Origin of the sequence: Streptomyces sp. CY-1, assembly GCF_047218265.1 — a bacterium.
In the GTDB taxonomy this organism is placed as follows: domain Bacteria; phylum Actinomycetota; class Actinomycetes; order Streptomycetales; family Streptomycetaceae; genus Streptomyces; species Streptomyces niphimycinicus.
Window position 1 is genome coordinate 9756147 of the sequence record NZ_CP178393.1, and the last position, 25167, is coordinate 9781313.

The following is a 25167-nucleotide window of genomic DNA, read 5'->3' on the forward strand; positions in this document are numbered from 1 at the left end:
CGGTATGTGAGAGGGATGGGTGACCCATGCGGGACAAACCGTACCAAATGCCCTCAAGGTGGAGAGGGATGACAGTCGGTCGGCTGCGGAAGAGACGCGCGGGGGTGGCGGCGCTGCTCTTCGGCGCGCTCACCGCGACCCTGCTGGGCGGGACTCCCGCCAGCGCCCGGCCCGAGGATCGTGCGCCACTCACGCTGCCCTCCCCGCCCGGCGGGGACAACGTCCGGGTCCTGGTGTTCCACGGCTCGGCGGGGGATGAGCCGGCCACGGTGAACGCGGGCATCGAGGCCATCGAGAAGATCGGCAATCAGGGCCCCGCGGCGACCCGGTTCACCGTCGACGCCACCGCCGACGCCTCGGTCTTCACCAAGCCCAGGCTCGGCAAGTACAACGCCGTGGTCTTCCTGACCGGCTCCGGCGATGTGCTCGACCCCGAGCAGGAGGCGGGGCTCGAGGCGTATATGAAGGCGGGCGGCGGCTTCCTCGGCATCCATGACGCGGCCCGCAACGAGCCGTACTCCGACTGGTACAGCGGGCTGATCGGCGCCCGCCCGGCGGCCACCAGCCCGGGCACCGCCCAGCGGGCCGTGGTGGAGGTCGGCGACCGCGTCCACCCGGCCACCAAGGAGCTGCCGCTGGAGTGGAAGCGCACGGACACTTGGCCGAACTGGAAGGTCAACCCGTCGGGCACGGTGCACACCGTGGCCCGGGTCCGGGAGTCCAGCTACCAGCCGGGCACCGGCGCCAACGGCTGGGACCACCCGATCTCCTGGTGCCGTGACTACGACGGCGGCCGCTCCTTCTACACCGGGATGGGCGGTACGGTCGCCACCTTCCAGGAGACCGACTTCCGTGCCCATCTGCGGGGCGCGCTGCTGTGGACCACCCGGCTCTCGACCGCCGACTGCAAGGCCACCATCAACGCGAACTACAAGGCCGAGCGGGTCACCAAGCCCAATCAGCCGGGCCAGTCGGACCAGATCGGCGAACCGCACGGCCTCGTCGTCGCCAAGGACGGCCGGGTGCTCTACATCGGCCGCGGCGGCGGTGACAACAGCGCGCCCGTGGTCACCGACTGGAACGACCCGGAGATCGGCAAGGGCCAGGGCCAGATCCATGTCTACGACCCGGCCACCGGAAAGGTGACGCTCGCGGGCGCCGTGACCGTCTTCGGCAACAAGGGCGGCGGCGATGAGCTGATCAAGAACGAGGAGGGGCTGCTCGGTATCGAGCTGGACCCGGACTTCCTCGACAACGGCTGGGTGTATCTCCACTACACCCCGCACTCCCGGATCAACCGGGACACCCAGATGGCCGAGCGTCGCGTCTCCCGGTTCACCCTGGACCTGAAGACCAACAAGCTTGACCTGGGCTCGGAGAAGGTCCTGCTGTCCTGGCCGGTCCAGATCCACAGTTGCTGCCATGCGGGCGGCGGGATGTCCTGGGACTCCAAGGGCAATCTCTACATCGCCACCGGCGACAACAACTCCTCGCAGTTCAGCGACGGCTACTCGGGCAACAACCCGCAGCCGAACTACAAGGGCGTCTCCTTCTCCGACGCCCGCCGCACCGCGGGCAACACCAACAACCTCAACGGCAAGATCCTGCGGATCCACCCCGAGGACGACGGCACCTACACCCTCCCCGAGGGCAATCTCTTCACCGGTAAGGAGCCCGACGAGGGCGGGGGCAAGACCCGTGGCGAGATCTATGTGATGGGGGTGCGCAACCCGGCCCGGATCTTCGTGGACCAGAAGACCGACATCCTCTACGCGGGCTGGGTCGGCCCCGACGCGGGCGAGCCCAGCACCACCTGGGGCCCGGCCAAGTACGACACGTTCGCCGCCATCACCAAGGCGGGCAACCACGGCTGGCCGTTCTGCATGGGCAACAAGCAGCCCTACCGGGACCGCAATCTGCCCGACCCCAGCAAGCCGCTGGGCTGGTACGACTGCGACCACCCCAAGAACGAGTCGCCCAACAACAACGGTCTGGTGAATCTGCCGCCCATCACCGGGAACACCATCTGGTACTCGCCCCAGGGCGGCGCCCCCGACTATCCGCGGGACGCCAACGGCATCCCCAGCTACAAGGCGTCCGAGGCCAAGTTCCTGCTGCCGTGGCTCAAGGGCGGCGGTCAGGCCACCATGAACGGCCCGGTCTACCGCTATGACGCCGACAGCAAATCGACCACCAAGTGGCCCGCCTACTGGGACGGCAAGTGGTTCGTCGGCGACTTCTACGACGCCGACCAGCCGCGCCACGCGGTGGTGACCGACCCGAAGACCGTCGGCAAGGGCGGTCTGCCGGTGCACGCCGAAACCCTCAAGAAGATCATCCCGGTGGGCGCCGACGGCATCCGCAACCTCATGGACTGGAAGTTCGCCCCGGACGGCTCGCTCTACGTCCTCGACTACGGGCGCGGCTTCTTCACCTCCGACTCCAAGTCGGCGCTGTGGCACATCACCTATACCGGCGGCGAGCCCACTCCGCTCGCCAAGGACCTGGTCAGGAAGGCGGAGTGACCGTGAAACGAAGGCGCCCCAAACCCAGCAGACCCTGGCTGCCCCTCCTCGCCGCGCTGCTCATGATCCTCGGGCTCGGCTCGGCGACGGCGACGGCGGCCCACGGGCAGAACGACACCCGGCAGGCCGCACAGCAGACCCTCACCTGGACCGCGGGTGACGACATCACCAAGTACGCCTCGGCGCCCACCACCGCGGTCGCCGGGAAGACCACCATCGTCTTCGAGAACAGCACGGCCACCGGCAACACGATGGGGATGCCGCACACCCTGACGTTCGACGTCTCCGACCCCGAGTACAACAACGACGTCCCGCTGAACATCCTCGCCAACCCCTCGGACGACAGCGGCGGCAAGCACACCGCCGAGGTCACCCTCAGCCCCGGCCGCTACCGCTACCACTGCACCATCCCCGGCCACGGCCAGATGCAGGGCATCCTGGTGGTCACCGACGGCGGCGGTGGCGAGGACACCACCGCGCCCGACGCCACGGCGAAGGTCGAGGGCGAGAAGAACGCGGACGGCGCCTACATCGGGATGGCCACCGTCACGGTGTCCGCCACCGACGAGGGCTCGGGCGTGGACCGGATCGAGTTCGCCGAGGGGGACGGGGCGTTCCAGCCGTACACCGCCCCGGTGATGGTCCACCAGGTGGGCGAGCACACCATCCGCTACCGGGCCGTGGACAAGGCCGGGAACGTCTCGGAGGTGAAGTCGGTGGACTTCACCGTGGTGGCGCCGCCGACGGACGACACCACCGCGCCCGAGACCTCCGCCACCGTCTCCGGTGAGAAGGACCCGTCCGGTGCCTACATCGGCATGGCCACCGTGACCATCACCGCCTCCGACACCGGTTCCGGGGTCAACCGGATCGACTACGCCCTGGGCCAGGGGGAGTTCCAGCCCTACACCGGTCCGGTGATGGTCCATGACGCGGGCTCCCACACGGTGCGCTACCGGGCGGCGGACAAGGCGGGGAACGTCTCGGAGGTGAAGTCGGTGGACTTCACCGTGGTGGCCCCGCCGGCCGAGGACACCACACCCCCGGCGGTCTCCGCGACGGTCGACGGGACGAAGAACTCCGACGGTGCCTATGTGGGCAGCGCCAAGGTCTCGCTCACCGCGGCCGACGACGACTCCGGGGTGGCGAAGGTCGAGTACTCCCTGGACAGCGGTCCGTATCTCGCCTACACCACCCCCGTGGCGGTGGACCGGGTGGGCCGCCACACCGTGGCGTACCGCGCCACCGACAAGGCGGGCAACACCTCCGAGGCGCGGCAACTGGCGTTCACCGTGGCCGAGGGCGGCGGGGTGCCCGTACCCGCGTGCCCGGAGTGGGACGAGCGCCTTACGGTGATCGTCGGCACGGTGGACACCGGCGTCCCCAACCGCATCACCCGTAGCCGCTGCACCATCAATGAGCTGATCGAGGACGAGAAGGACTGGTCCTCCCACGCCCTCTTCCTCAAGCACGTCACGGCCGTCACCGACAAGCTGCTCACCGACCGCGTGATCGACCAGCGCGAGTACCGGGCGATCAACAAGGCGGCCAAGCAGTCCGGGATCGGCAAGCCCGGTCAGGACGAGGGCTACCGCCCGCTGTTCGACGGCACCCAGAAGTCCTTGAACAAGTGGCAGCATGTGGGCGGCGGGGCCTTCGGTCTCAATGACGACGGCAGCATCACCAGCAGCACCTCGGTCGAGGGCATGGGCATGCTGTGGTTCCCGCAGCGGACCTACGACGACTTCTCGCTGAAGCTCCAGTTCCGCGATGACGCACCCGGGACGGGCAATGCCAACGGCGGTGTCTTCGTGCGCTTCCCCTATGTGCATGACCACCCCGAGGAGTCCCGTCCGGAGTGGGTCGCCATCAAATACGGGCACGAGGTGCAGATCCTCGACCGCCCCGACGGCGATATGTACAAGACCGGATCGATCTACGGTTTCGACCGGGTCGGGCTCGGCGGCGCCGGGGTCACCCCCAAGGGAAGCTGGAACGACTATGAGATCCGGGTGGTCGGTCAGCACTACTCGATCTACCGCAACGGTGTGCTGCTCAATGAGTTCGACAACACCGGCGGCCAGGAGTTCACCCCGCCGCGCGGGGACGACCCCGGCACGGACGGCCGCCGGTACTCCTCCGGGTACATCGGTCTCCAGGTCCACAGCACCGACGATGTGATCTCCTACCGCGACATCCGCATCAAGGAGCTGTAGGACAGCCCGCGTACGACGTGAGGAACGGCGCGAGAACGGCATGAGGAGATGAGTGGCCGCCGGAGCACCCCAGCCCCCGGCGGCCACCGTCTTCTGCACGGCCTGACGTTACCTCAGGTAACACCCATCGGTAACCCCCGAACACCCATCGGTAACCGGGTCCGGATTGACGTACCGTCAGGAGGCCAGGGTGTCCAGAATCCCCTGTCCGTACTTCACCAGCTTGTTCTCGCCGACCCCGCTCACCGTGCCGAGCTCATCGAGCGTGGTGGGGGAGAGGACCGCGATCTCGCGCAGGGTGGCGTCATGGAAGACCACATACGCGGGGACGCCCTGCTCCTTCGCGGTCGCCGCGCGCCAGGCGCGCAGCCGCTCGAAGACCGGCATGGCCTCCTCGGGCAGATCCACCGGGGCCTTCTTGGACTTCCCCGAAGCCCCCGTCTTCCCCTTGGCGGCGCGCGGCGCCTTCTCCGGCTCGCGCCGCAGCCTGACCTCGCGCTGCCGGCCCAGCACCTCCGAGCTGGTGTCGGAGAGCACCAGCGTGCCGTAGTCGCCCTCGACGCCGATCAGCCCCTGCGCCAGCAACTGCCGTACCACGCCGCGCCATTCGGCCTCGCGAAGCTCCGTGCCGATGCCGAACACCGAGAGCGCGTCATGGTCGAACTGGATGACCTTGGCCGTCTTCTTGCCGAGCAGGATGTCGATGATCTGCCCCGCGCCGAACTTCTGGTTGCGCTCCCGCTTGAGCCGCACCACCGTGGACAGCAGCTTCTGCGCGGGGATGGTGCCGTCCCAGGACTCCGGGGGCGTGAGGCAGGTGTCGCAGTTCCCGCAGGGGGCGGACTCCTGACCGAAGTAGGCCAGCAGCCCCACCCGGCGGCACTCCACCGTCTCGCACAGCGCCAGCATCGCGTCGAGATGGGCGCCGAGGCGGCGCCGATGGGTCTCGTCGCCCTCGGAGGTGTCGATCATCTTCCGCTGCTGGACGACATCCTGGAGCCCGTAGGCCAGCCATGCGGTGGAGGGCTGCCCGTCCCGCCCGGCGCGGCCGGTCTCCTGGTAGTAGCCCTCGACCGACTTGGGCAGGTCCAGATGGGCCACGAACCGCACATCGGGCTTGTCGATGCCCATGCCGAACGCGATCGTGGCCACCACGACCAGACCGTCCTCCCGCAGGAAGCGCGCCTGGTGCTCGGCGCGCATCCGCGCGTCCAGCCCCGCGTGGTACGGCACCGCGTCGATGCCCTGGGCGACCAGGAACTCGGCCGTCTTCTCCACCGAGGAGCGGGACAGGCAGTAGACGATCCCCGCGTCGCCCGCGTGCTCGGCCCGCAGCAGCTCCAGCAATTGCTTCTTGGGCTCGTTCTTGGGGGCGATCCGGTACTGGATGTTCGGACGGTCGAAGCTGGCCACGAAGTGCAGCGCGTCCTGGAGCTTCAGCCGGGACGCGATCTCCGAGTGGGTGGCCTCGGTGGCGGTCGCGGTCAGCGCGATCCGGGGCACGGTGGGCCAGCGCTCATGCAGCTCGGACAGGGCCAGATAGTCGGGCCGGAAGTCGTGCCCCCACTGGGCCACACAGTGCGCCTCGTCGATGGCGAACAGCGAGATCGTGCCCCGGTCCAGCAGCCGCAGCGTGGACTCGACCCGCAGCCGCTCGGGCGCGAGATAGAGCAGGTCCAGCTCGCCGGCGAGGAACTCGGCCTCGACCAGCCGCCGCTCGTCCAGGTCCTGGGTGGAGTTGAGGAACCCGGCCCGCACCCCGAGGTTCCGCAGGGCGTCGACCTGGTCCTGCATCAGCGCGATCAGGGGGGAGACGACGACGCCGACGCCCTTCCGCACCAGCGCCGGGATCTGGTAGCACAGCGATTTGCCACCGCCGGTCGGCATGAGGACGAGCGCGTCACCACCGGCCACGACATGGTCGATGATCTCCTGCTGACCTCCCCGGAACGAGTCGTAACCGAAGACGCGGTGCAGCACGCCGAGCGCCTCGCTCGCATCGGTGCCGAGCGCGGCGCTCGTATCGGGGCCGGTGTCGGGAAGAGCCATCCGCCGATTCTAGGGGGCCCGCGGGAACCCGCGGTGACCACCTGTGGACAACCGGCCGGATGAGGCAAGGTGTGGGGGCACAGTGGCCGATGAGCTGAGCGGCGTGCCATGCTCATGCCCACTTGCTCTGTCCGTCCTTCCCCCACAAGGAGGCCGATCGTGAGATCCGGCAAGTTCATCCGTGCCTTACCCGCCGCGGTGACGGCGGTGCTCGCCCTGACGGCCGGACAGGCCGTGGCCGCTCCCTCCTCCGCCGCCCCGGCGGAGCACACCGCCGCCGCGCGAGTCGTCACCTACGACGCCAGCGGGGCGGCCGAGTTCAAGGACGCCGTCTCCAAGGGCGCGGCGATCTGGAACGAGAGCGTGGCCAACGTGGAGCTGAAGCCGGCCGCGTCCGGGCAGCAGGCCAACGTCCGCATCATCGCGGACAACGGCTGGCCCCGCACCCTCTCCACCGGACTGGGCCGCGGCACGATCTACTTCGGCCGCCAGGCCGTCGACGAGGGCTACAACACGGTGCGGATCTCCTCGCATGAGCTCGGCCATATCCTCGGCCTGCCGGATATGAAGCCGGGGCCGTGTTCGAGCCTGATGTCCGGCTCCACCGCCGGGATCTCCTGCACCAACCCCTACCCGAACACCGCCGAGAAGGCCGAGGTCGAGGACAGCTTCGGCCTGGTGGGCGCGGTGACGGCCGCGCCGCGGATGTACCGGGACTGACCCGAGCGGGCCGGGAGCGGCAGGCTCCCGGCCCCTCGCCCGCACCGGGGCGGTCCGCGTCAGACGGTGATCACCTCGACGTCGGGCAGCGCCCGGAAGGGACCGAGCTGGTCATCGGTGGCCCCGCTGTCGGTGACCAGCGCCCACGGCCGGTCCAGCGGCGCCCAGGCGGTGAACGGTGACTGGCCCAGCTTGCTGCTGTCGGCGAGCACGTACAGCTCCTTGCCGCGGTCGGCCATCATCTCCTTGAGCGAGGTCTGCTGGAGGCTCGCCTCGCAGATGCCCCGCCGCGCGTCCAGCCCGTCGGCGCCGAGGAAGACCTTGTCCGCGGTCAGCCGGGACAGGGTCAGCTCGGCGAGCGGTCCGACGAAGCCCTGGCTGACATGGCGCAGCGTCCCGGCGAGGGTGATCAGCTCGACGCCGTCCGCCTCGGCCAGCTCGCGCAGCGCGGTGAGCCCGCTGGTGATCACGGTCAGATCGGTACGGGCGCGCAGATGGTGGGCGAGCCGTCCGGTCGTGGTGCCGGCGTCGAGGATGACGGTGTCGCCCGGCCCGATCCGCGCGGCCGCCCAGCGCCCGATGCGGTCCTTCTCGGCGACCGCGAGCCCGCTGCGCTGCCCGAGGGTGGGCTCGACGGTGTGACCCGCGCTCATCGCGCCGCCGTAGGTGCGGGCGATGACGCCCTGTTCGGTCAGCAGCGCGAGATCCCGGCGGATGGTGGAGGGGGTCACCTCCAACGAGCGGGCCAGCTCCTCCACGACCACCGTGCCATCGGTCTGGATCATTCGGGCGATCAGTTCCCGGCGGTCCCCGGCGCGCAGCCGTCTGCGCTCCTCCACACCGGCCTCCTGGCTCATGGCGGCCCCATCCTTCCCTCACCCTGCGCGACTCTGCGCAGCCCTGAGCAACATTACCAGTCTGCGCATTCCGCGCTGTTTCCTCGCGGACACTGCGCAGAGTCTTGCGTGTTACGTGCAATCGTGCGAGCGTTCCGCTCACAACACGCATGGAGTGGGGAGGTCGCATGACGGCGGACAGTGTGCCGGCGCAGGTCGGAACGGGGGGCGAGGCGCCGTCCGACGATCCGTACGCACTGCGAGCGGGCGACATCAAGGAGCCGCCGCGCGATCTACGCGGGACGGTGCGCCGGCTGGGCCCCGGGATGATCCTCTCCGCCGCCGTGGTCGGATCCGGTGAGCTGATCACCACCACCTCCCTGGGCGCCAAGGCGGGCTTCGTCCTGCTGTGGCTGGTCATCGCCAGCGCCCTGGTCAAGGTGTGGGTGCAGATGGAGCTGGCCCGCTGGACCATCCTCACCGGCAAGACCGCCCTGGCCGGCTACGGCCAGGTCCCTCCCAAGGTGGGCCGGGTCGGCTGGATCAATGTGCTGTGGATCCTCATGGACTTCGCCAAGATGCTCCAGCGCGGAGGCATGATCGGCGGCACCGCCGCCGCGTTCAGCGTCCTCGCCCCGATCGGCGGCGAACCGCTGGGCCGCACCTCGCTCACCGTCTGGACCGTGATCGTGGTCGCCTCCGTCGTCGCGCTGATGTACACGGGCCGCTACGGGATGGTGGAGAAGGCCGGGTTCATCACCGTCGTCTTCTTCACCCTCTCCACCGTCGCCCTCGCGGTCGGGCTGCCCTGGACCGAATTCGGCTACGGTGGCTCCGATCTGGCCTCCGGGCTGACCCTGTCCATCCCCGCCGGGACGCTCGGCTTCGCGGTCGCCATGTTCGGCATCACCGGTGTCGGCGCGGATGAGATGACCACCTACACCTACTGGTGTCTGGAGAAGGGGTACGCCCGCTGGACCGGCCCCGACGACGGCACCGAGGCCCGGGCCCGGCGCGCCGAGGGCTGGATCCGGGTGATGCGGATCGACGCGCTCACCTCATGGGTCGTCTGCACCCTGTGCACGCTCTCCTTCTACATCATCGGCGCGGCCATCCTGCACCGGCAGAAGCTGGTGCCCGAGGGCAACGACATGATCACCACGCTGTCCCGGATGTACACCGACACCCTCGGCCCCACGGGCAAGTACCTCTTCCTCATCGGCGCCATCGCCGTCCTCTACTCCACGATCATCGCCTCCACCGCGAGCGTGCCGCGGCTGTGGACCAACACCCTCGGATTGCTCGGCGTGTTCGACTGGCGGAACGTCAAGGCCCGGCAGCGCGTCATCCGCGTGCTCACCGTCGTCCTGCCGCCCCTGTGGGCCGCCTTCTACCTCTATCTCCAGGAGCCGGTGCTGATGGTGCAGGCCGGGGGCATCGCGGGCGGGATCTTCCTGCTCGCGGTCGTGATCGCGGTCTGGCGGCTGCGCGCCACGGAGGTCGATCCGCGGTTCCGCCGCAACCCGGTGCTGAACGGCGCGCTGGTGCTCAGCAGCACGGCCATCGGCGCCCTGGGAATCTATTCGGTCCTCGATGTCCTCGGGTTCGGGGTGGGGAGTTGAGCGCGTTGAACGAGGCGAACGAGGCCGGGGGAGCCACCGGCCATGACGTCCTGGTGACCACACCCAGCTTCGGGCAGCATGCGCGCGAACCCTGGGAGGTGTTCGAGGCCGCCGGAGTACGGGCGCGCACCGCGAGCGCGGCGCATCCGCTCACCGAGCGGCAGTTGATCGAAGAGGCCGAGGGGGCCAGGGCACTGGTCGTCGGGCTCGACCCGGTGACGGCGGCCGTCCTGGACGCGGCACCGTCACTTGAGGTCGTGGCCAAACACGGCGTCGGCACCGACAACATCGACCTGGCCGCGGCCGCCGCCCACGGGGTCCACGTGGTCAACGCCCCCGGGAGCAACACCACCGCGGTCGCCGATATGACGATGACCCTGCTGCTGGCCGCCGTACGGCGGATCGTGCCCGCGCACGCCTCGGTCACCGGCGGCCGCTGGGACCGGTTCTTCGGGCCCGAACTGGCCGGGCGCACCCTCGGCATCGTCGGCTTCGGCCGGATCGGCCAGGCGGTCGCCCGCCGCGCCCGGGGCTTCGACATGGACCTCATCGCCTACGATCCCCACCTCCCCGCCGCCGTCTTCGCCGAGCAGGGGGTGCCGGCCGTGACCCTCGACGAGCTGATCGCGGCCGCCGATGTGCTCACCCTGCATCTGCCGATGCCGTCCGGCGGACCGCTGCTCGGCCGCGCCGAACTGACGGCCATGAAACCGGGGTCCTGCGTCATCAATACGGCACGGGGCGGGCTGGTCGACGAGGGCGCCCTGGCCGAGCTGCTGCACAGCGGGCATCTCGCGGCGGCCGGTATCGATGTGTTCGCCACCGAGCCGCCCACCGGGAATCCGCTGCTCACCGCCCCCAACGCGGTGCTGACCCCGCACTGCGCCGCGTTCACCCAGCAGGCCAACGCCGCGATGGGCACCACCGTGGCCGCCGATGTGGTGCGGGTCCTGCGGGGAGAGGAACCGGTGAACGCCGTGGTGTGAACGCGCCATGGCCCACCCCGTAGCCGCTTGCGGAAAAGCTCAACGAGAGAGAACGAGAGAAGCTGACAGCATGAACACTTCCCCCGCCGACTTCGCCGCCCGGCTGCGCGCCCGCCAGCGGATCATCGGCTACTGGGTCGTCCTCGACAACCCCGTGGGCACCGAGCGGCTGGCCGGGCTCGGCTACGACTACATCTGCGTCGACGCCCAGCATGGCCTCCTCGACTACAAGGGCACCCTCGGCGCGATGACCGCCATCGACGCCCGCGGCACCGCCGCCGGTATGGTGCGCGTCCCGGCCAACGACGGCTTCTGGATCGGCCAGGCCCTGGACGCCGGGGCCCGCGGGGTCATCGTCCCGCTGGTCAACACCGCCGAGGAGGCGGCCGCCGCGGTCGCCGCCTGCCGCTACCCCCCGCTCGGGGTGCGCTCGTACGGCCCGATGCGCTCGGGTCTGCGGGTGGGCCCCGCCCCGGCCGAGTCCAATCAGCAGGTCGCCTGCATCGTGATGATCGAGACAGCCCAGGCACTGGCCAACACCGCGGAGATCTGTGCCGCGGACGGGCTCGACGGCGTCTACATCGGCCCCTCCGACCTCACCATCGCGCTCGGCGGCCGGACCTCGACCGACACCTCGGTGGCGGAGGAGTTCGAGGCGGCGCTGGCGAAGGTCGCCGAGGAGGCACGGACCGCGGGCATCGCCGCCGGAATCCACTGCCCGGACGGGGCGACGGCCGCCAGGCGCCTGGCCCAGGGCTTCACCTTCGCCACCGTCAGCAGTGACCTGGTCCACCTGGAGCAGGCGGCAGCCGCGCATTTGCGGGACGCGAGCGCCTGAGCGCATCCCCCGGGTCCCGGGGGATGCGGAGCCCACGGGACGGGGGTCCGGGGGCTCCGCCCCAGCGGTAGCAGCCCCGGGCCCGGGTCAGCTCTCCACGCGCAGCGGCGGGTCCGCCAGGCCCCGGGCCCTCGGCAGCAGCACCGTTCGCAGGGCGACTCCGGGGGAGAGCAGCCGGGACGGGCCCGCCGCCAGATAGGTGACGTCACGGAACGCCGCGCCGACCACCGGGTCGATCCCCGCCCGGTCCGCCAGCCGCCCGAAGTACCAGCTCCGCAGCCGCTCGGCCGCCCCGGGCGGTGTGGTGCCCGCGTCCGCGGCGTACGGGCGGTCCGCGCCGACGGCGGTCAGCCAGGCGGTGTCGCTCGCCCGGGCCACGGCGCGCTGTGCCGTGGCCGCGAAGCCGGGCCGCAGACCTGACTCGGCCAGGCAGCGGCGCAGGGCGAGCCCGCTGAGGGCGGCCACCGCCATGCCCTGACCGTAGATCGGGTTGAAGGTGCAGGCGGCGTCCGAGACCGCGAGAAACCCCTCGGGCAGCGCGCCCGGGGCGTCGTAGTGGCGGCGGCGGTTGGAGGTGTCGCGGAACCCGTACGGCGGGGACACCGGCTCACAGCTCCGCAGATGCTCGTACAGCGTCGGCTCGTTCAGGGACTTGACGAAGCCGAGCACCTCCGAGCCCTCGGTCGGCGGATGCTGACCGCGCACCCCCGACAGCGTCAGCAGCCAGTTGCCGCCCTCGACCGGGGACCATGCGGCGCCGCGCGGACAGTCCGGGCGCGGCTGGATGACCATCACCATGTCCAGCGGTTCGGCGGGCCGGAACATCTGGGTGCAGTAGCCGATCCCGGCGTCGACGATCTCCTCGCGCGGCGCCGGAGCGCCCAGTTCCGCCAGCCACTTGGGGGCGCGCGAACCGCGCCCCGAGGCGTCCACGACCAGATCGGCGGGCAGCTCCCGGCCGGTGCGCCCGGCGTCGCGCGCCCGCACCCGTACGCCGGTCACCCGGTCCGCGCCGCCGAGCAGGCCGATGGCCTCGGTGCCCTGGAGCACCTCCACCCGGGTCCCGGACCCCTCGGCCTCGGCCAGCACCCGCGCCCGTACGGTGGCGTCGAACAGCGCCCGGGTGCAACTGGTCGTGGCGTGCCTGCCCTCGTGGAAGCGGCGCTGCCAGCCGTTGGGGGCCTTGGTGACCACATCGCGGGGCGCCTCCAGACGGTGTGCGCCCGCCGCCTCCAGCTCACCGTTCAGCCCGGGGAACAGCTCTTCCAGGGCGCGCCGTCCGCCGCTGAGGAAGACATGCAGATGGCGGCCCTGGGGCACGCCCTTGCGGAAGGCGGGCTGCTCCGGGTAGCGGTCGCGCTCCACCAGGGTGACCGTGTCGACGTGGCCGAGGAGCGCCCCCGCGGCCAGTGTGCCCGCGAGCCCTCCGCCCACCACCACCGCGTCGCCCTTGCCCATTGCCCGCCCTCCCGCCGACCGTGATCATTGACGGCCCAAGCCTGGTGCCCCGGGCCTGGACCGTCAACCACGTACGGTTACGGGACGACCACGATCTTCCGGCCCTGTCCCGCCTTGAACTGGTCGAGCGCCTGGGGGTACTCCTCCAGCGGCAGCCGGTGGCTGATGAAGATCTTCGGGTCCAGCACCCCGGTCGCGAACAGCCCGGCGGCACGCTCATAGCTGTGCAGCACGGCCATGGAGCCGGTGATGGTGATCTCCTGGTTGTAGATCTTGTACGGCTCGATGGTGGCCCGTGTCGCGTAGTCGGAGACACCGAACTGGAGGAACGTCCCGGCCTTGGCCACCCGGCCCAGGCCGTCCTGAATGGCCGCCTGGTTGCCGGTGGCGTCGATGACCACGTCCCAGCCGCGCGGCTGCTCCAGCTCGTCCGCCGAGGCGGCGGACCGGGTGCAGCCGAGGGTGCCGGCGGTGGCCAGCCGCTCGGAGTTGACGTCGAGCATGTCCACACTGGCGGCGCCGGTCCGCTTGGCCAGCTCGAGCATCATCAGCCCCATGGTGCCGGAGCCGTAGATGAGCACCTCGGCGCCCAGGTTGCCGTTGAGCACGTCATAGCCGCGCACCGCGCAGGACAGCGGCTCGATCAGGGCCGCGTCGGCCACGTCCACATGCTCGGGCAGCTTGACGCAGTTGGCCACCGGGGCCACCGCGAACTCGGCGGCCCCGCCGGCGACGCTGACTCCGATCGCGTTCCAGTTGTCGCACAGATTGCCCCGGCCGATCCGGCAGTAACGGCACTCATGGCAGTGCAGGGAGGGGTCGACCGCGACCCGGTCGCCCACCTCCAGCTCGGTGACACCGCTGCCGATGCCCACGACCACACCGGCGAACTCATGCCCGGGCACGATCGGCAGCGTGGGCGCGAACTCCCCTTGCAGAATGTGCAGATCGGTGCCGCACAGCCCGCAGGCCGCCACGTCCACCACGACCTCACGGGGGCCCGGGGTGGGGTCCGCGACGGTGGCGACGGTGACCTTGCCGGGGGCTTCGATGACTGCGGCCCTCATTTGACTGCTCCTAGCGACAGGCCCTGGACCAGCTTGTCCTGGGCGGCGAAACCGGCGGCGAGCACCGGCAGAGAAATGACCATCGACGCCGCGCACACCTTGGCCAGGAACAGCCCCTGGCTGGTGACGAACGTGGTCAGGAACGCCGGGGCGGTCTGGGCGACCACACCGGTGAGCACTTGGGCGAAGAGCATCTCGTTCCAACTGAAGATGAAGCAGATCAGCGAGGTGGCGGCGATGCCCGGGCCCGCGATCGGGGCGACGACCCGCCACAGGATGGTGGGCAGCCGCGCCCCGTCCATCTGGGCGGCCTCGATGATGGACACCGGGATGTCGGCGAGGAAGGACTGCATCATCCACACCGCGATCGGCAGGTTCATCGAGGTGTAGAGGATCACCAACAGCCAGACGTTGTCCAGGAAGTTGATGTCCCTGGCGAACAGGAACACCGGCAGCAGTCCGGCCACCACCGGCAGCATCTTGGTGGACAGGAAGAAGAACATCACATCCGTCCACTTGCGCACCGGACGGATCGACAGCGCGAACGCCGCCGGAAGCGCCAGCACCAGCACGAAGCAGGTGGAGAAGAGGGAGGTGCCCACCGAGTTGAGCAGCGCGGGCCAGGGGCTGGCCCCGCCGCCCACGCCGAAGAAGTCCTTGTACCCGTCGAGGGTCAGCGGAGCGGCCAGCGACGGCGGGTTGGTGGCGGCGTCGGCCTCGGAGTGGAACGAGGTCAGCAGCATCCACAGCACCGGCAGGACGAAGACGATGCCGATGAACCAGGCCAGTACGCCGAGCGCGGCGCCGCGCCGCTTGGCCCGGCGGGTGGCTTCCGGAATCGATGTGATGGGCACCGGGGTGCTCACGGCGGTCATGCGCGGGACGCCTCCTCACGGAAGAGGGACGACACCACGCGCAGCGCGAAGGTGGCGATGATGATCGTGCCGATCACCACCACGACCCCCGCGGCCGATGCCAGCCCGTACTCGTGGGCGTTGTAGAAGGTTTCGTAAATGGTGTACGGCAGGTTGGCGGTGTCCAGGCCACCGCGGGTCATGGTGAAGACGGCGTCGAAGTTCTGCACGATGTAGATGGATCCCAGCAGTGTGCCGAGCTCCAGATAGCGGCGCAGATGCGGAAGCGTCAGAAAGCGGAAGATCTGCCAGTTGCCCGCCCCGTCCAGCCGGGCCGCCTCGATCATGTCCAGCGGGCGGCTCTGTAGCCCGGCCAGCAGGATGAGCATCATGAACGGCGTCCACTGCCAGATCAGCGACGCCTCCACCGCGATCAGCGGCGTATCGGTGAGCCACTCCGGCTGGGGCCCGCCCAACCAGTTGAGCACGCCGTTGAACAGGCCGTACTCGGGGTTGTACAGCGCGTGCTTCCACAGCAGCGCCGAGGCCACCGGCACCAGCAGGAACGGTGCGATGAGCATGGTGCGGACCAGGCCCCGGCCACGGAACTTGCGGTCCAGCAGCAGTGCCAGCAGCAGCCCCAGCACCACGCTGACGATCACCACGGAGGCGGTCAGCAGCACAGTGGTGACGATGGACTCGCGCAGCGCGTCGTCGCTGAGCACCGTCTTGTAGTTGTCCAGCCCCGCGAAGGCGCGTCGGTCGGGCCGGAACGAGTTCCAGTCGAAGAGCGAGATCACCAGCGTGGCCACGAACGGAAGCTGGGTGACCACGATCAGAAAGATCAGTGCGGGCAGCAGCGGCGCCCGGGTGGCCCACTCCCGGGCCCGGTTCCGCCGCGCCACCGGGCGCGGTGCGGAGGCGGGTGTCGCGGTCGGTGGCCGCTTGCCGCTCACGGATACTGCCGTCGTCGGATTACTCATCGGTACTCCTCGCCGACCTTCTCGGCCAGCTTCTGCGACTTCTTCAATGCCGATTCGACGGATTGCTTTCCGGCGATGGCGGCGCTGATCTCCTGGGCGACCTTGGTGCCCAGATCGGCGAATTCGGGGATATCGACGAACTGGATGCCGATGGTCGGCCGGGGCTGCACTCCCGGATCACGCGGCTTGGCGCTGAGGATCGCCTTGCGGGTCTCCTCGGAGAAGGAGCCGGCGGTGTCGCGGTAGTCCGGATTGGCATAGGTGGACGACCGCTTGCCCGCGGGTACGTTGGCATAGCCGAAGTTCTTGCCGACCAGGTCCTCGTACTTCTTGCTGGATGCCCAGGAGATGAACTTCCACGCGTTGTCGGGGTGGCGCGTCGCCTTCTGGACGCCCCAGGCCCAGGTGTAGAGCCAGCCCGAGCTGTCGGTCTTCTCCACCGGCGCCTGGACATATCCGATCTTGCCCTTGACCGGGGACTTGGCGGCCTCCAGCGACCCGGCGGCCGAGGTGGCGTCGTACCACATGGCGCTCTTGCCCTGGGTGAGGTTGTTCAGGCACTCGGCGAAGCCCGACTGGGCCGCACCGGCCTCACCGTGCTTGCGCACCAGGTCGACATAGAACTTGGTCGCCTTGGTGAACTCGGGCGAGTCCAGTCGCGCCTTCCAGTCCTTGGTGAACCAGGTGCCGCCGAAGGTGTTGACCACCGTGGTCAGCGGGGCCATCAGCTCACCCCAGCCGGGCAGGCCGCGCAGGCAGATGCCGTTCATCCCCTTGCGGGCGCCGTCGACCTTGGACGCGATGTCCGCGACCTGCTGCCAGGTGGGCCGCTCGGGCATCTTCAGATTCTTCTCGGCGAGGACGTCCTTGCGGTACATCAGGAACGACGACTCGCCGTAGAAGGGCTCGGCGTAGAGCTTGCCGTCCTCGGCGGTCAGCGACTGCCGCATCGAGGGGAGGACGTCCTTCTGGTCGAATGCCTTGTCCTTGGCGGCATAGCCGTCCAGCGGCATCAGCCAGCCGTTCTTCGCGTAGAAGGGCACCTCGAAATTGCTGATGGTGGCCACGTCGTACTGGCGCGCCTGATTGGCGAAGTCCTGGCTGATCTTGTCGCGGACCTCGTTCTCGGGCATCATCGTGAAATTGACCGTGATGCCCGTTTCCTTGGTGAAATACTTCTTGGTGAGCTTCTGCAAGTCCGCCATCTGCGGGTTGTTCACCATCAGAACGCGGATGGTCTTGTCGCCTGAGCTGCCGCCCCCCATACCGGCGCAACCGGTCAGGAGCGCGCCCGCGGTCAGGGCCACCACCGGTATCCGGGCAGCACGAAGAGTCAGGACTGGCATAACGGGTCCAATCGAAGGGACGTGGGGAAAGTGAGAACAGCGGAGGGAGGGCGTCAGACCCTGACGATCTGGGGGCCCAGCAGCGAATAGCGATGTGCCTCGGTCAGCGGTAGACCGGTGTCGGTCACAATCGTTTCGAAGTCCGAGACATCGGCGAACCGGCAGAAGCTGACGGCTCCGAATTTGGTGTGCACCCCGGAGAAGATCTTCCGCCGGGACACCCGCACCACCTGCGCCTTGACCTCGCTGACCGCCGGATCCGGAGTGGTCAGGCCGTACTGGCGGGATATGCCGTTGGCGCCGATGAACGCCAGGTCGATGACGAAGCCCGAGAGCATATGCGTCGCCCAGTGGTCGACGGTGGCCATCGTGCCCCCGCGCACCCGGCCGCCGAGGAGCAGCACGGTGGTGTTGTCACGGGTGGCGAGGCCGGTGGCGGTCGTGAGGGAAGCGGTGATCACGGTGAGCGGCCGGTCCCTGGGCAGGGCCTCCGCGATCAGTTGCGGGGTGAATCCCTCGTCGATGAAGACCGTCTCGGCGTCGCCCAGCAGATCGGCTGCCGCGGTCGCGATCCGCGACTTCTCCGGCACATGCATGGTGGTGCGGAAGGCCAGGGTGGTCTCGAAACCGGCGCTCTCCACGGGGTAGGCGCCGCCATGGGTACGCCGCACCAGTCCATGCTGTTCCAGAACCCGCAGATCGCGGCGGACCGTCTCCTTGGACACCCCGAGGTCGGCGGCGAGTTTGCCCACATCGACGACGCCGGCACGGCGAGCCGTGTCGAGGATCTCCCGACGGCGTTCCTCGGCGTCCACGCCGCACCTCCTGCCTTCTCTTTCGGCTTGCGTGGCAGTTTTACAAGCGTGCAACAGGAGTGGCCAGCCTTGGCACTGCGGAGATCGTGACCGTATGCGCCCGTTTCACAACCGTTATCTCAGCAGGTCAGAACGGATGAGGCAACGGACGGTGAGGAACCCGGATGCCTGATTGTCCTTACCGAGGGCCCGATTCTCGCCCGTTTACCGAAAGAGGGCGTGAACGGAGCCCGACCGGGCGCCTCCAGATACTGGGGAATGCCCGAACGGACATGTGCTAAGAGCGGGCGAGCGCCCCTGAGGCATCCAGAATCCGGCCCGCGACCTTGACCGAGTCCACCAAGGGGTGAAGCGCCAGCGCCCGCAGGGCCGCACCGCGGGCGATGCCCGAATCGCTGCCCGCTTCGGTCGTGGCCGCCTCGATGGCCGAGCGCTCCACGGCCTTGAGCGACAGCATCAGGCCGAGCTGGTCCGGCGCCACCGCGCCGGTCGCCAGCGGCCGTGCCCCGCCCGCGTCCACCAGGCAGGGCACCTCCACCACGGCGTCCTCGTCAAGACCGGGCACCGCCGTACGGTTGCGTACGTTGAGGATCAGCGTGGCGCGCTCATCGCGGGCGATGGCCCGCATGATGGCGAGCGCGATCCGGTCGTAGCCGCCGCCGTCCAGATCGCAGGAGTCGCGCTCCCAGCCGCCGGTGGCCTCGCGGCTCTCGGCCATATACGTGGCCTCGCGCTCCAGCCGGGTGCGCTCCCACACCCCGAGCGCCCCGGGCGCGCCGGAGCCCGCCGTCTCGTAGAATCTGGCCTGCTGGTCGCGGAGGAACTCCCCACGGGTGGCCGGGGATTGGCGGATCGAGGCCACCGCCTCCCGGTTGAAGTAGTAGTAGTGCAGATACTCGTTCGGCAGCGCGCCGAGCGCCCGCAGCCACTCGGCGCCGAAGAGCTTGCCCTCCTCGAACGACTCCAGGGCGGCGGTGTCGCCGAGCAGCTCCGGCAGCCGGTCCCGGCCGTCCACCACCACCCGGCGCAGCCAGCCCAGATGGTTGAGGCCCACATAGTCGTAGCCGGCCCGGTCCGGATCGGCCCCGACCGCCCGCGCGGCGCGGCGGCACAGGCCGACCGGGGAGTCGCAGATGCCGATCACCCGGTCGCCGAGCACCCGCTGCATCGCCTCGGTGACCATGCCCGCGGGGTTGGTGAAGTTGATGACCCACGCGTCCGGGGCCACGGTGGCGATCCGCTCCGCGATCCGCAGCGCCACCGGGAGGGTGCGCAGCCCGTAGAGCACCCCGCCCGCCCCCACGGTCTCCTGCCCCAGCACCCCCTCGCCGAGCGGAATCCGCTCATCGTTGGCCCGGCCTTCCAGACCGCCCACGCGGATGGCCGAGAACACGAAGTCGGCGCCGCGCAGCGCCTCGTCCAGATCGGTGGTGGCCCGGACCGCGGGGGCGGTGGGGCGGCCCTCGGCCTGTTCGGCCAGGACCGCGCGGATCGCGTCCAGCCGGCGCGGGTCGGTGTCGTACAGCACCAGCTCGGTGCAGCGCCCGGCCTTGTCCCCGGTGTCATCGAGCAGGGCCCGGTACACCAGGGGCATACGGAACCCGCCGCCGCCCAGCACAGTCAGCCTCATACGGTCACTACCTCCACATCGGCCTCGCGGAATACGGCGAGCGTCGCCGGGTCGGATGTCTTGTTGGTGATCAGGGTGTCGATCCGCTCCGGTCCGCAGATCCGGGCCAGGCCGGTGTCACCGGGGAACTTCCCCGCGGTGGCGAGCAGCACCACCTCCCGGGTGGCGCCGAGCATGGCCCGTTTGACCGGCACCTCCACATGGGTGCTGTCCAGCACGCTGCCGTCGGGAAGGACCCCGCTCGCGCCGAGGAAGAGCCGGCCCACCCGCAACTGGCGGAGGTTGGACTCGGTGAGAAAGCCGACCAGGGAGCGGTAGTTGGCGCGCACCTGCCCGCCCAGCAGGATCAGGGTCACCTTCGGGTCGTCGCGCAGCTCGTCGTAGACCGCGAGATTGCTGGTCACCACGGTGACCGGACGGCCGCGCAGCAGCTTGGCGAGCTGGAGGGTGGTGGTGCCGATGTCCAGCAGCAGCACATCGCCGTCCGCGACCAGCTCCGCGGCGGCCCGGGCGACGGCCTCCTTGTCGGCCAGGTCGTCGACCGCCACCTCGCCGAACGGGCGCTCCTCGTCCTCGGTGGGGGCCGCCACCGCGCCGCCGTAGACCCGGGTGAGCCGGCCGGCCCGGCCCAGCTCGGTGAGGTCCCGGCGGGCGGTGGCCTCGCTGATGCCCAGACGCGTGGCGATCTCCCCGATGGGCAGCACACCCTCCTCGCCGAGGATGCTCAGCAGCTTCTCGTGGCGGGTCTCTCGCAGCATGGTGGCAACGTACTCCAGATGAGCGAGTGTGCGCGACTGTGATCGACCTCTTGCATTCACCCCATCCGAGGTGCAAGGTGTCGCTCACGCCAGAAGGACCCTGGGCGCGAACAGGCCATGCCGCACAAGGAAAGGCACGTCGGTGAGCACCACGGCCGCAACACCCGATCCGATCCAGCCGATCGACCCGCTCGCGGCGCTGCGCGCCGCCACGGACCCCGAGCACGACGTCTACCTCACCGGCACCGTGTTCCTGGACATCATCTTCACCGGGCTCGACCACGCCCCCGTCCGCGGCACCGAGTCCTGGGCGCGCGGCATGGGATCGAGCCCCGGCGGCATCGCCAACATGGCCACCGCCCTGGCCCGGCTGGGACTGCACACCACGCTCGCCGCCGCCTTCGGCACCGATGTCTACGGCGACTACTGCTGGGAGAGCCTCGCCCTCGGCGAGGGCGTGGACCTCACCCACTCCCGGCGCGTCCCCGGCTGGCACTCCCCGGTCACCGTCTCCATGGCGTACGAGGGCGAGCGCACCATGGTCACCCATGAGCACCCGGCCCCGCCGCCCGCCGCCCAGGGCGCGCCGCCCCGCTCCCGCGCCTGTGTGACCGCCTTCGAACCGGGCCGCCAGGAGGACTGGGTGGGCCGGGCGCACGCCCAGGGCAGCAAGATCTTCGCCGATGTCGGCTGGGACGAATCCGGCCGCTGGGACCCCGCCGCGCTCCCCGATCTGCCCTATGCCCACGCCTTCCTGCCCAACGCGGCCGAGGCCCAGCGCTACACCCGCACCGACAGCCCCGAGCGGGCGGTGCGCGCCCTGGCCGAGCTGGTGCCGATCGCGGTCGTCACCCGGGGCGCCGAGGGCGCCGTGGCCATCGACTCGCTCACCGGGGAGAGCGCCGAGGTGCCCGGGCTGCCCGTGGACGCCCTGGACCCGACCGGGGCGGGCGATGTCTTCGTGGCCGGATTCATGACCGGAACGCTCGCGGGCTGGCCGCTCGCCGACCGGCTCGCCTTCGCCAACCTCACCGCCGCCCTCTCCGTCCAGCACTTCGGCGGCTCCCTGGCCGCGCCCGGCTGGCCGGAGGTGGCCGCCTGGTGGAACCGCGCCGGGCGGCCCGCCGACGGCGGGACGGAGGCGGCCGAACTCGCCCGCCGCTACGCCTTCCTGGGCGAGCTGATCCCGGACCGGGTGCGCGACTGCCCACGGCTGCGGGCCCTGCCCACCATCGGCTTCCGGGTGCATGACAGTGCCCAACGGTCCTGACGCTCCTGACCACCGCATCGAGGAGAACCCCATGGAACTCGCCCGTACCCGGGCGCGCCGGCCGCGTTGCAGAGCCGTCCCGGCCGCGCTCGCCGTCGGCGTCGTCCTGCTCGCCGCGGGGTGTGTCCCCGGCACCGACGGCTCGGGGGCCGCCGGTGCCGGGACCGGCGCGGCCACCGCGATACCCGATCCGGCCAGGGCCGGAAAGACCACGCTGACCGTGTGGGACCAGGAGATACGCGGCGGGACCAACGGCGAGATACAGCAACTGAACCGGGAGTTCGAGAAGAAGTACCCCAATGTGCGGATCAAGCGGGTCGCCCGGAGCTTCACCGATCTGAAGACCACCCTGAAGCTGGCCGTCTCCGGCAACAATCCGCCCGATGTCATCCAGGCCAACCAGGGCTACCCGGACATGGTGGCCTTCGTCCGGGCCGGGCTGCTCGCCCCGCTCGACAACTATGCCGGGATCTACGACTGGAACACCCGCTACCCCGGCACCCTGCTGGGCCTCAACCGGGTCTCCGCCGACGGCAACGACTTCGGCAGGGGGCGGCTGTACGGCATCTCCCAGACCGGCGAGTACATCGGCCTCTACTACAACAAGGAGCTGCTGAAGAAGGCCGGGCTCCAACCCCCGCGCACCTGGGGCGAGTTCACCGACGGCCTGGCCCGGCTCAAGGACCGCGGCGAGCTGCCGGTCCAGTTCGGCAACCTCGACAAGTACCCGGCCATCCACACCTTCGGGGTGCTGCACGACCAGCTCGGCGCCGCCGACGCCCGCGACACCGTCCTCGGCCGCGGCGACGGCTTCGACAACGCCGCCACCAAGGACGCCGCGGCCACCCTCGCCGACTGGATGAAGCGCGGCTATCTGCCGGGCGGCGCCAACGGCCTCGGCTATGACGACGCGGCCAAGAAGTTCGCCTCCGGCGACGGCGCGTATCTGCTGACCGGCACCTGGCAACTGGCCGACCTCAAGAAGTCCATGGGCGGCAAGCTGGGCATCATGCCGCCCCCGCCCGCCAAGGCAGGCGGCGACCCCGTCACCACCGGCGGCCAGGGGCTCGCCTGGTCCATCACCTCGCGCTCCCGCCACCCGGAGGTGGCCGCCGCCTATCTGGACTTCCTCACCGACGCGCACGCCGCCGACGTCATGACCCGGCACGGAGTGCTGCCCGCCGTACCGGGCAAGGCCGCGTCGCGGGTGAGCCCGGACAGCGCCGACGGCCAGATGGTCGCCGGCTGGAAGCGGCTGAGCGCCGCCGACGGACTCGTCCCGTACCTGGACTACTCCACCCCCAGCTTCTACGACACGCTCTCGGCCGCCCTCCAGGGCGTGATCAGCCGCAAGACCTCCCCGGACGCCTTCGCGGCGACCCTGGAGAAGGACTACGGCGCGTTCATGAAGAAGCAGCGCGAGCAGCACAAGGCCACCCCCGCACCGGCGGGGACCCGATGAAGGCCACCGCCGTGACCAGGGCCTACCGCCGCCGGGCGCCCGGAGAGCCGCGCGCCATCGGCTATGTGTACATCCTGCCCGCGCTGATCGTGTACGCCGCCTTCCTGCTCTACCCCTTCGGGCAGTCGGTGTGGCTGTCGTTCGTCCACTGGGACGGGCTGACGGTCGCCACCCCCGCCGGATTCGACAACTACCGCGCCCTGTTCAGCGATGCGAGCCTGCGCGCCCCCTTCCTCCACGCGCTGCTGCTGCTCGTCTTCTACGCGGCCCTGCCGGTGGCCATCGGGCTGCTGCTGGCCGCCCTGATGTCCCGGGTCCGGATCCGGGGGATGACCTTCTTCCGTACGGTGCTGTTCCTGCCACAGGTCCTGGCGCTGATCGTGGTCGGCGTGGCCTGGCGCTCGATCCTCGCCCCCGACGGGCTGCTCAACGACGCCCTCCGCGCGGTCGGCCTCGGCGGCCTCGCCCGCCCCTGGCTCGGCGACTACACCTGGGCGCTGCCCGCCGTCGGCATCGTCGGCACCTGGGTCGGCACCGGGCTGTGCATGGTCCTCTTCCTCGCCGGGGCCCAGCGCATCCCGCGTGAGCTGTACGAGGCGGCACGGATGGACGGCGCCGGTCCGCTGCGCGAATTCCTCACCGTCACCCTGCCCGGTCTGCGGCCGCAGATCGCGGTGGCGCTGACCCTGACCATCGTGGCGGGGCTGCGCAACTTCGACCTGATCTACATCACCACCAGCGGCGGCCCCGGAAACGCCACCTCCGTACCCGCCTACGAGGTCTACCACCGGGCTTTCGAGACCAACCAGGTCGGCTCGGCCGCCGCCGTCGGCGTGGCCCTCACCGTTCTGATCTTCGTCCTGACCGTCACGGTCTCCCGGCTCGTGGAAGGGCGGCGGTCATGACGACACGCCTGGAACGCACCGTCACCTACGGCATCCTCACCCTTTTCACCGTCATCGCGCTCACCCCCGTGATCGGCATCCTCTCCACGGCCTTCGGCTCGCAGAACTCCCTGGACACCGGCTTCTCGCTGCCCAAGGGCGGACTGCACTGGAGCAACTTCGCCGACGCCTGGAGCCGTGGCCACTTCGGCACCTATCTGGGGAACTCGGTCCTGGTCACCGCGGTCGTGGTGGCCGCCACCACCGTGCTGGCCGTCCTCGCCGCGTACGCCTTCGGGGTGATGCGCTTCCCCGGCTCCACGGTGCTCTTCCACCTCTTCGTGATCGGGCTGACCCTGCCCCAGGAGGCACTGGTCGTCCCGCTCTACTTCGATCTGCGCTACGCCGAACTCACCGACAGCTACTGGGCGTTGATCCTGCCGCAGACCGCGCAGTCGCTGGCCTTCGGGGTCTTCTGGATGCGCACATACTTCCGCGGCAGCGCACGGTCGGTGATCGAGGCGGCCCGGATCGACGGGGCGAACACCTGGACCACGCTGTGGCGCGTCCTGGTCCCGATGGGCCGCCCGGCGATCTCCACCATGGTCGTGATCACCTTCATGTGGACCTGGAACGAGTTCCTGATGGCCCTGGTGATGGTGAGCGACGAGGCCCATCGCACGGTCCCCCTCGGCCTCGCCTTCTTCCAGGGCCGGCACAGCTCCGACGCGTCGCTCCTCGCGGCGGCCTCGGTGCTCATCGCCCTGCCGGTGGTCGTGGTCTATGTGGCGCTTCAGCGCCGGTTCATCGAGGGCATGCTGGGCGGGGCGGTGAAGGAATGAACCCGG

At 70.0% G+C, this 25167-nt stretch carries 20 protein-coding genes; 10 read left to right on the forward strand and 10 right to left on the reverse strand.

Translation table 11 applies throughout. The features are described from left to right. Nucleotides 1-68: 68 nt before the first annotated feature. On the forward strand, nucleotides 69-2525 hold the full coding sequence (locus ACK1X7_RS42075; protein WP_385141133.1) for a ThuA domain-containing protein: 2457 nt from the start codon (nucleotides 69-71) through the stop codon (nucleotides 2523-2525). Between the two features lie 62 nt (nucleotides 2526-2587). After that, complete coding sequence (locus ACK1X7_RS42080) at nucleotides 2588-4741, forward strand: OmpL47-type beta-barrel domain-containing protein (RefSeq protein ID WP_413116950.1); 2154 nt, start codon at nucleotides 2588-2590, stop codon at nucleotides 4739-4741. A 177-nt stretch (nucleotides 4742-4918) separates the two neighbouring features. On the opposite strand, the gene recQ is transcribed toward ACK1X7_RS42080, so the two are convergent. Then, nucleotides 4919-6790 (reverse strand): DNA helicase RecQ, encoded by a 1872-nt coding sequence (recQ, locus tag ACK1X7_RS42085; protein WP_398158998.1) that lies wholly within the window; start codon nucleotides 6788-6790, stop codon nucleotides 4919-4921. A 159-nt stretch (nucleotides 6791-6949) separates the two neighbouring features. Here recQ and ACK1X7_RS42090 point away from each other — a divergent pair, with 159 nt between their 5' ends. Further along, the gene (locus tag ACK1X7_RS42090; protein WP_390794116.1) at nucleotides 6950-7510 is read left to right on the forward strand and encodes a snapalysin family zinc-dependent metalloprotease; all 561 of its coding nucleotides are present in this window, start codon (nucleotides 6950-6952) and stop codon (nucleotides 7508-7510) included. 59 nt (nucleotides 7511-7569) lie between these two features. Here ACK1X7_RS42090 and ACK1X7_RS42095 read toward each other — a convergent pair whose 3' ends face one another. Further along, entirely contained in the window at nucleotides 7570-8367 is a 798-nt protein-coding gene (locus tag ACK1X7_RS42095) for a DeoR/GlpR family DNA-binding transcription regulator (protein ID WP_385141143.1), read from the reverse strand. A gap of 167 nt (nucleotides 8368-8534) precedes the next feature. Here ACK1X7_RS42095 and ACK1X7_RS42100 point away from each other — a divergent pair, with 167 nt between their 5' ends. From ACK1X7_RS42100 to ACK1X7_RS42110, 3 genes are all read left to right on the forward strand, one after another. Then, entirely contained in the window at nucleotides 8535-9968 is a 1434-nt protein-coding gene (locus tag ACK1X7_RS42100; protein WP_390794118.1) for an Nramp family divalent metal transporter, read from the forward strand. After that, nucleotides 9965-10954 carry a phosphoglycerate dehydrogenase gene (locus ACK1X7_RS42105; protein ID WP_390794119.1) on the forward strand — a complete coding sequence of 330 codons (990 nt, stop codon included), beginning with the start codon at nucleotides 9965-9967 and terminating at the stop codon, nucleotides 10952-10954. The genes ACK1X7_RS42100 and ACK1X7_RS42105 overlap by 4 nt, the downstream gene beginning before the upstream one ends. Nucleotides 10955-11024: 70 nt before the next feature. Next, nucleotides 11025-11792 carry an HpcH/HpaI aldolase family protein gene (locus ACK1X7_RS42110; protein ID WP_385141150.1) on the forward strand — a complete coding sequence of 256 codons (768 nt, stop codon included), beginning with the start codon at nucleotides 11025-11027 and terminating at the stop codon, nucleotides 11790-11792. Between the two features lie 87 nt (nucleotides 11793-11879). On the opposite strand, the gene ACK1X7_RS42115 is transcribed toward ACK1X7_RS42110, so the two are convergent. The 8 genes from ACK1X7_RS42115 to ACK1X7_RS42150 form a co-directional block, all read right to left on the reverse strand. After that, nucleotides 11880-13250 carry an NAD(P)/FAD-dependent oxidoreductase gene (locus ACK1X7_RS42115; protein ID WP_385141153.1) on the reverse strand — a complete coding sequence of 457 codons (1371 nt, stop codon included), beginning with the start codon at nucleotides 13248-13250 and terminating at the stop codon, nucleotides 11880-11882. Nucleotides 13251-13327: 77 nt separating this feature from the next. Then, nucleotides 13328-14317, reverse strand: a complete 990-nt coding sequence (locus tag ACK1X7_RS42120; RefSeq protein WP_059146081.1) for a zinc-dependent alcohol dehydrogenase family protein — start codon at nucleotides 14315-14317, stop codon at nucleotides 13328-13330. Then, on the reverse strand, nucleotides 14314-15192 hold the full coding sequence (locus tag ACK1X7_RS42125) for a carbohydrate ABC transporter permease (RefSeq protein WP_216343187.1): 879 nt from the start codon (nucleotides 15190-15192) through the stop codon (nucleotides 14314-14316). Before ACK1X7_RS42125 ends, ACK1X7_RS42120 begins: the two co-directional genes overlap by 4 nt. Further along, nucleotides 15189-16154 (reverse strand): carbohydrate ABC transporter permease, encoded by a 966-nt coding sequence (locus tag ACK1X7_RS42130; protein WP_385141156.1) that lies wholly within the window; start codon nucleotides 16152-16154, stop codon nucleotides 15189-15191. Before ACK1X7_RS42130 ends, ACK1X7_RS42125 begins: the two co-directional genes overlap by 4 nt. Further along, the gene (locus tag ACK1X7_RS42135) at nucleotides 16151-17500 is read right to left on the reverse strand and encodes an ABC transporter substrate-binding protein (RefSeq protein WP_385141159.1); all 1350 of its coding nucleotides are present in this window, start codon (nucleotides 17498-17500) and stop codon (nucleotides 16151-16153) included. Before ACK1X7_RS42135 ends, ACK1X7_RS42130 begins: the two co-directional genes overlap by 4 nt. A 53-nt stretch (nucleotides 17501-17553) precedes the next feature. Then, nucleotides 17554-18315: a DeoR/GlpR family DNA-binding transcription regulator gene (locus ACK1X7_RS42140; protein WP_020866433.1), complete on the reverse strand. Its 762-nt coding sequence runs from the start codon at nucleotides 18313-18315 to the stop codon at nucleotides 17554-17556. Nucleotides 18316-18592: 277 nt separating this feature from the next. Further along, nucleotides 18593-19945 (reverse strand): 6-phospho-beta-glucosidase, encoded by a 1353-nt coding sequence (locus ACK1X7_RS42145; RefSeq protein ID WP_385141165.1) that lies wholly within the window; start codon nucleotides 19943-19945, stop codon nucleotides 18593-18595. Beyond that, entirely contained in the window at nucleotides 19942-20703 is a 762-nt protein-coding gene (locus ACK1X7_RS42150; protein ID WP_208518750.1) for a DeoR/GlpR family DNA-binding transcription regulator, read from the reverse strand. The genes ACK1X7_RS42145 and ACK1X7_RS42150 overlap by 4 nt, the downstream gene beginning before the upstream one ends. A 142-nt stretch (nucleotides 20704-20845) precedes the next feature. On the opposite strand from ACK1X7_RS42150, the gene ACK1X7_RS42155 reads away from it, so the two are divergent. The 4 genes from ACK1X7_RS42155 to ACK1X7_RS42170 are packed head-to-tail and all read left to right on the forward strand — an operon-like array spanning nucleotide 20846 to nucleotide 25161. After that, nucleotides 20846-21973 carry a carbohydrate kinase family protein gene (locus ACK1X7_RS42155; RefSeq protein ID WP_385141169.1) on the forward strand — a complete coding sequence of 376 codons (1128 nt, stop codon included), beginning with the start codon at nucleotides 20846-20848 and terminating at the stop codon, nucleotides 21971-21973. A 31-nt stretch (nucleotides 21974-22004) separates the two neighbouring features. Next, nucleotides 22005-23435 (forward strand): extracellular solute-binding protein, encoded by a 1431-nt coding sequence (locus ACK1X7_RS42160; RefSeq protein ID WP_398159055.1) that lies wholly within the window; start codon nucleotides 22005-22007, stop codon nucleotides 23433-23435. After that, the gene (locus ACK1X7_RS42165) at nucleotides 23432-24340 is read left to right on the forward strand and encodes a carbohydrate ABC transporter permease (RefSeq protein WP_216343179.1); all 909 of its coding nucleotides are present in this window, start codon (nucleotides 23432-23434) and stop codon (nucleotides 24338-24340) included. Before ACK1X7_RS42160 ends, ACK1X7_RS42165 begins: the two co-directional genes overlap by 4 nt. Next, nucleotides 24337-25161, forward strand: a complete 825-nt coding sequence (locus ACK1X7_RS42170; RefSeq protein ID WP_385141174.1) for a carbohydrate ABC transporter permease — start codon at nucleotides 24337-24339, stop codon at nucleotides 25159-25161. The genes ACK1X7_RS42165 and ACK1X7_RS42170 overlap by 4 nt, the downstream gene beginning before the upstream one ends. Nucleotides 25162-25167: the final 6 nt, after the last annotated feature.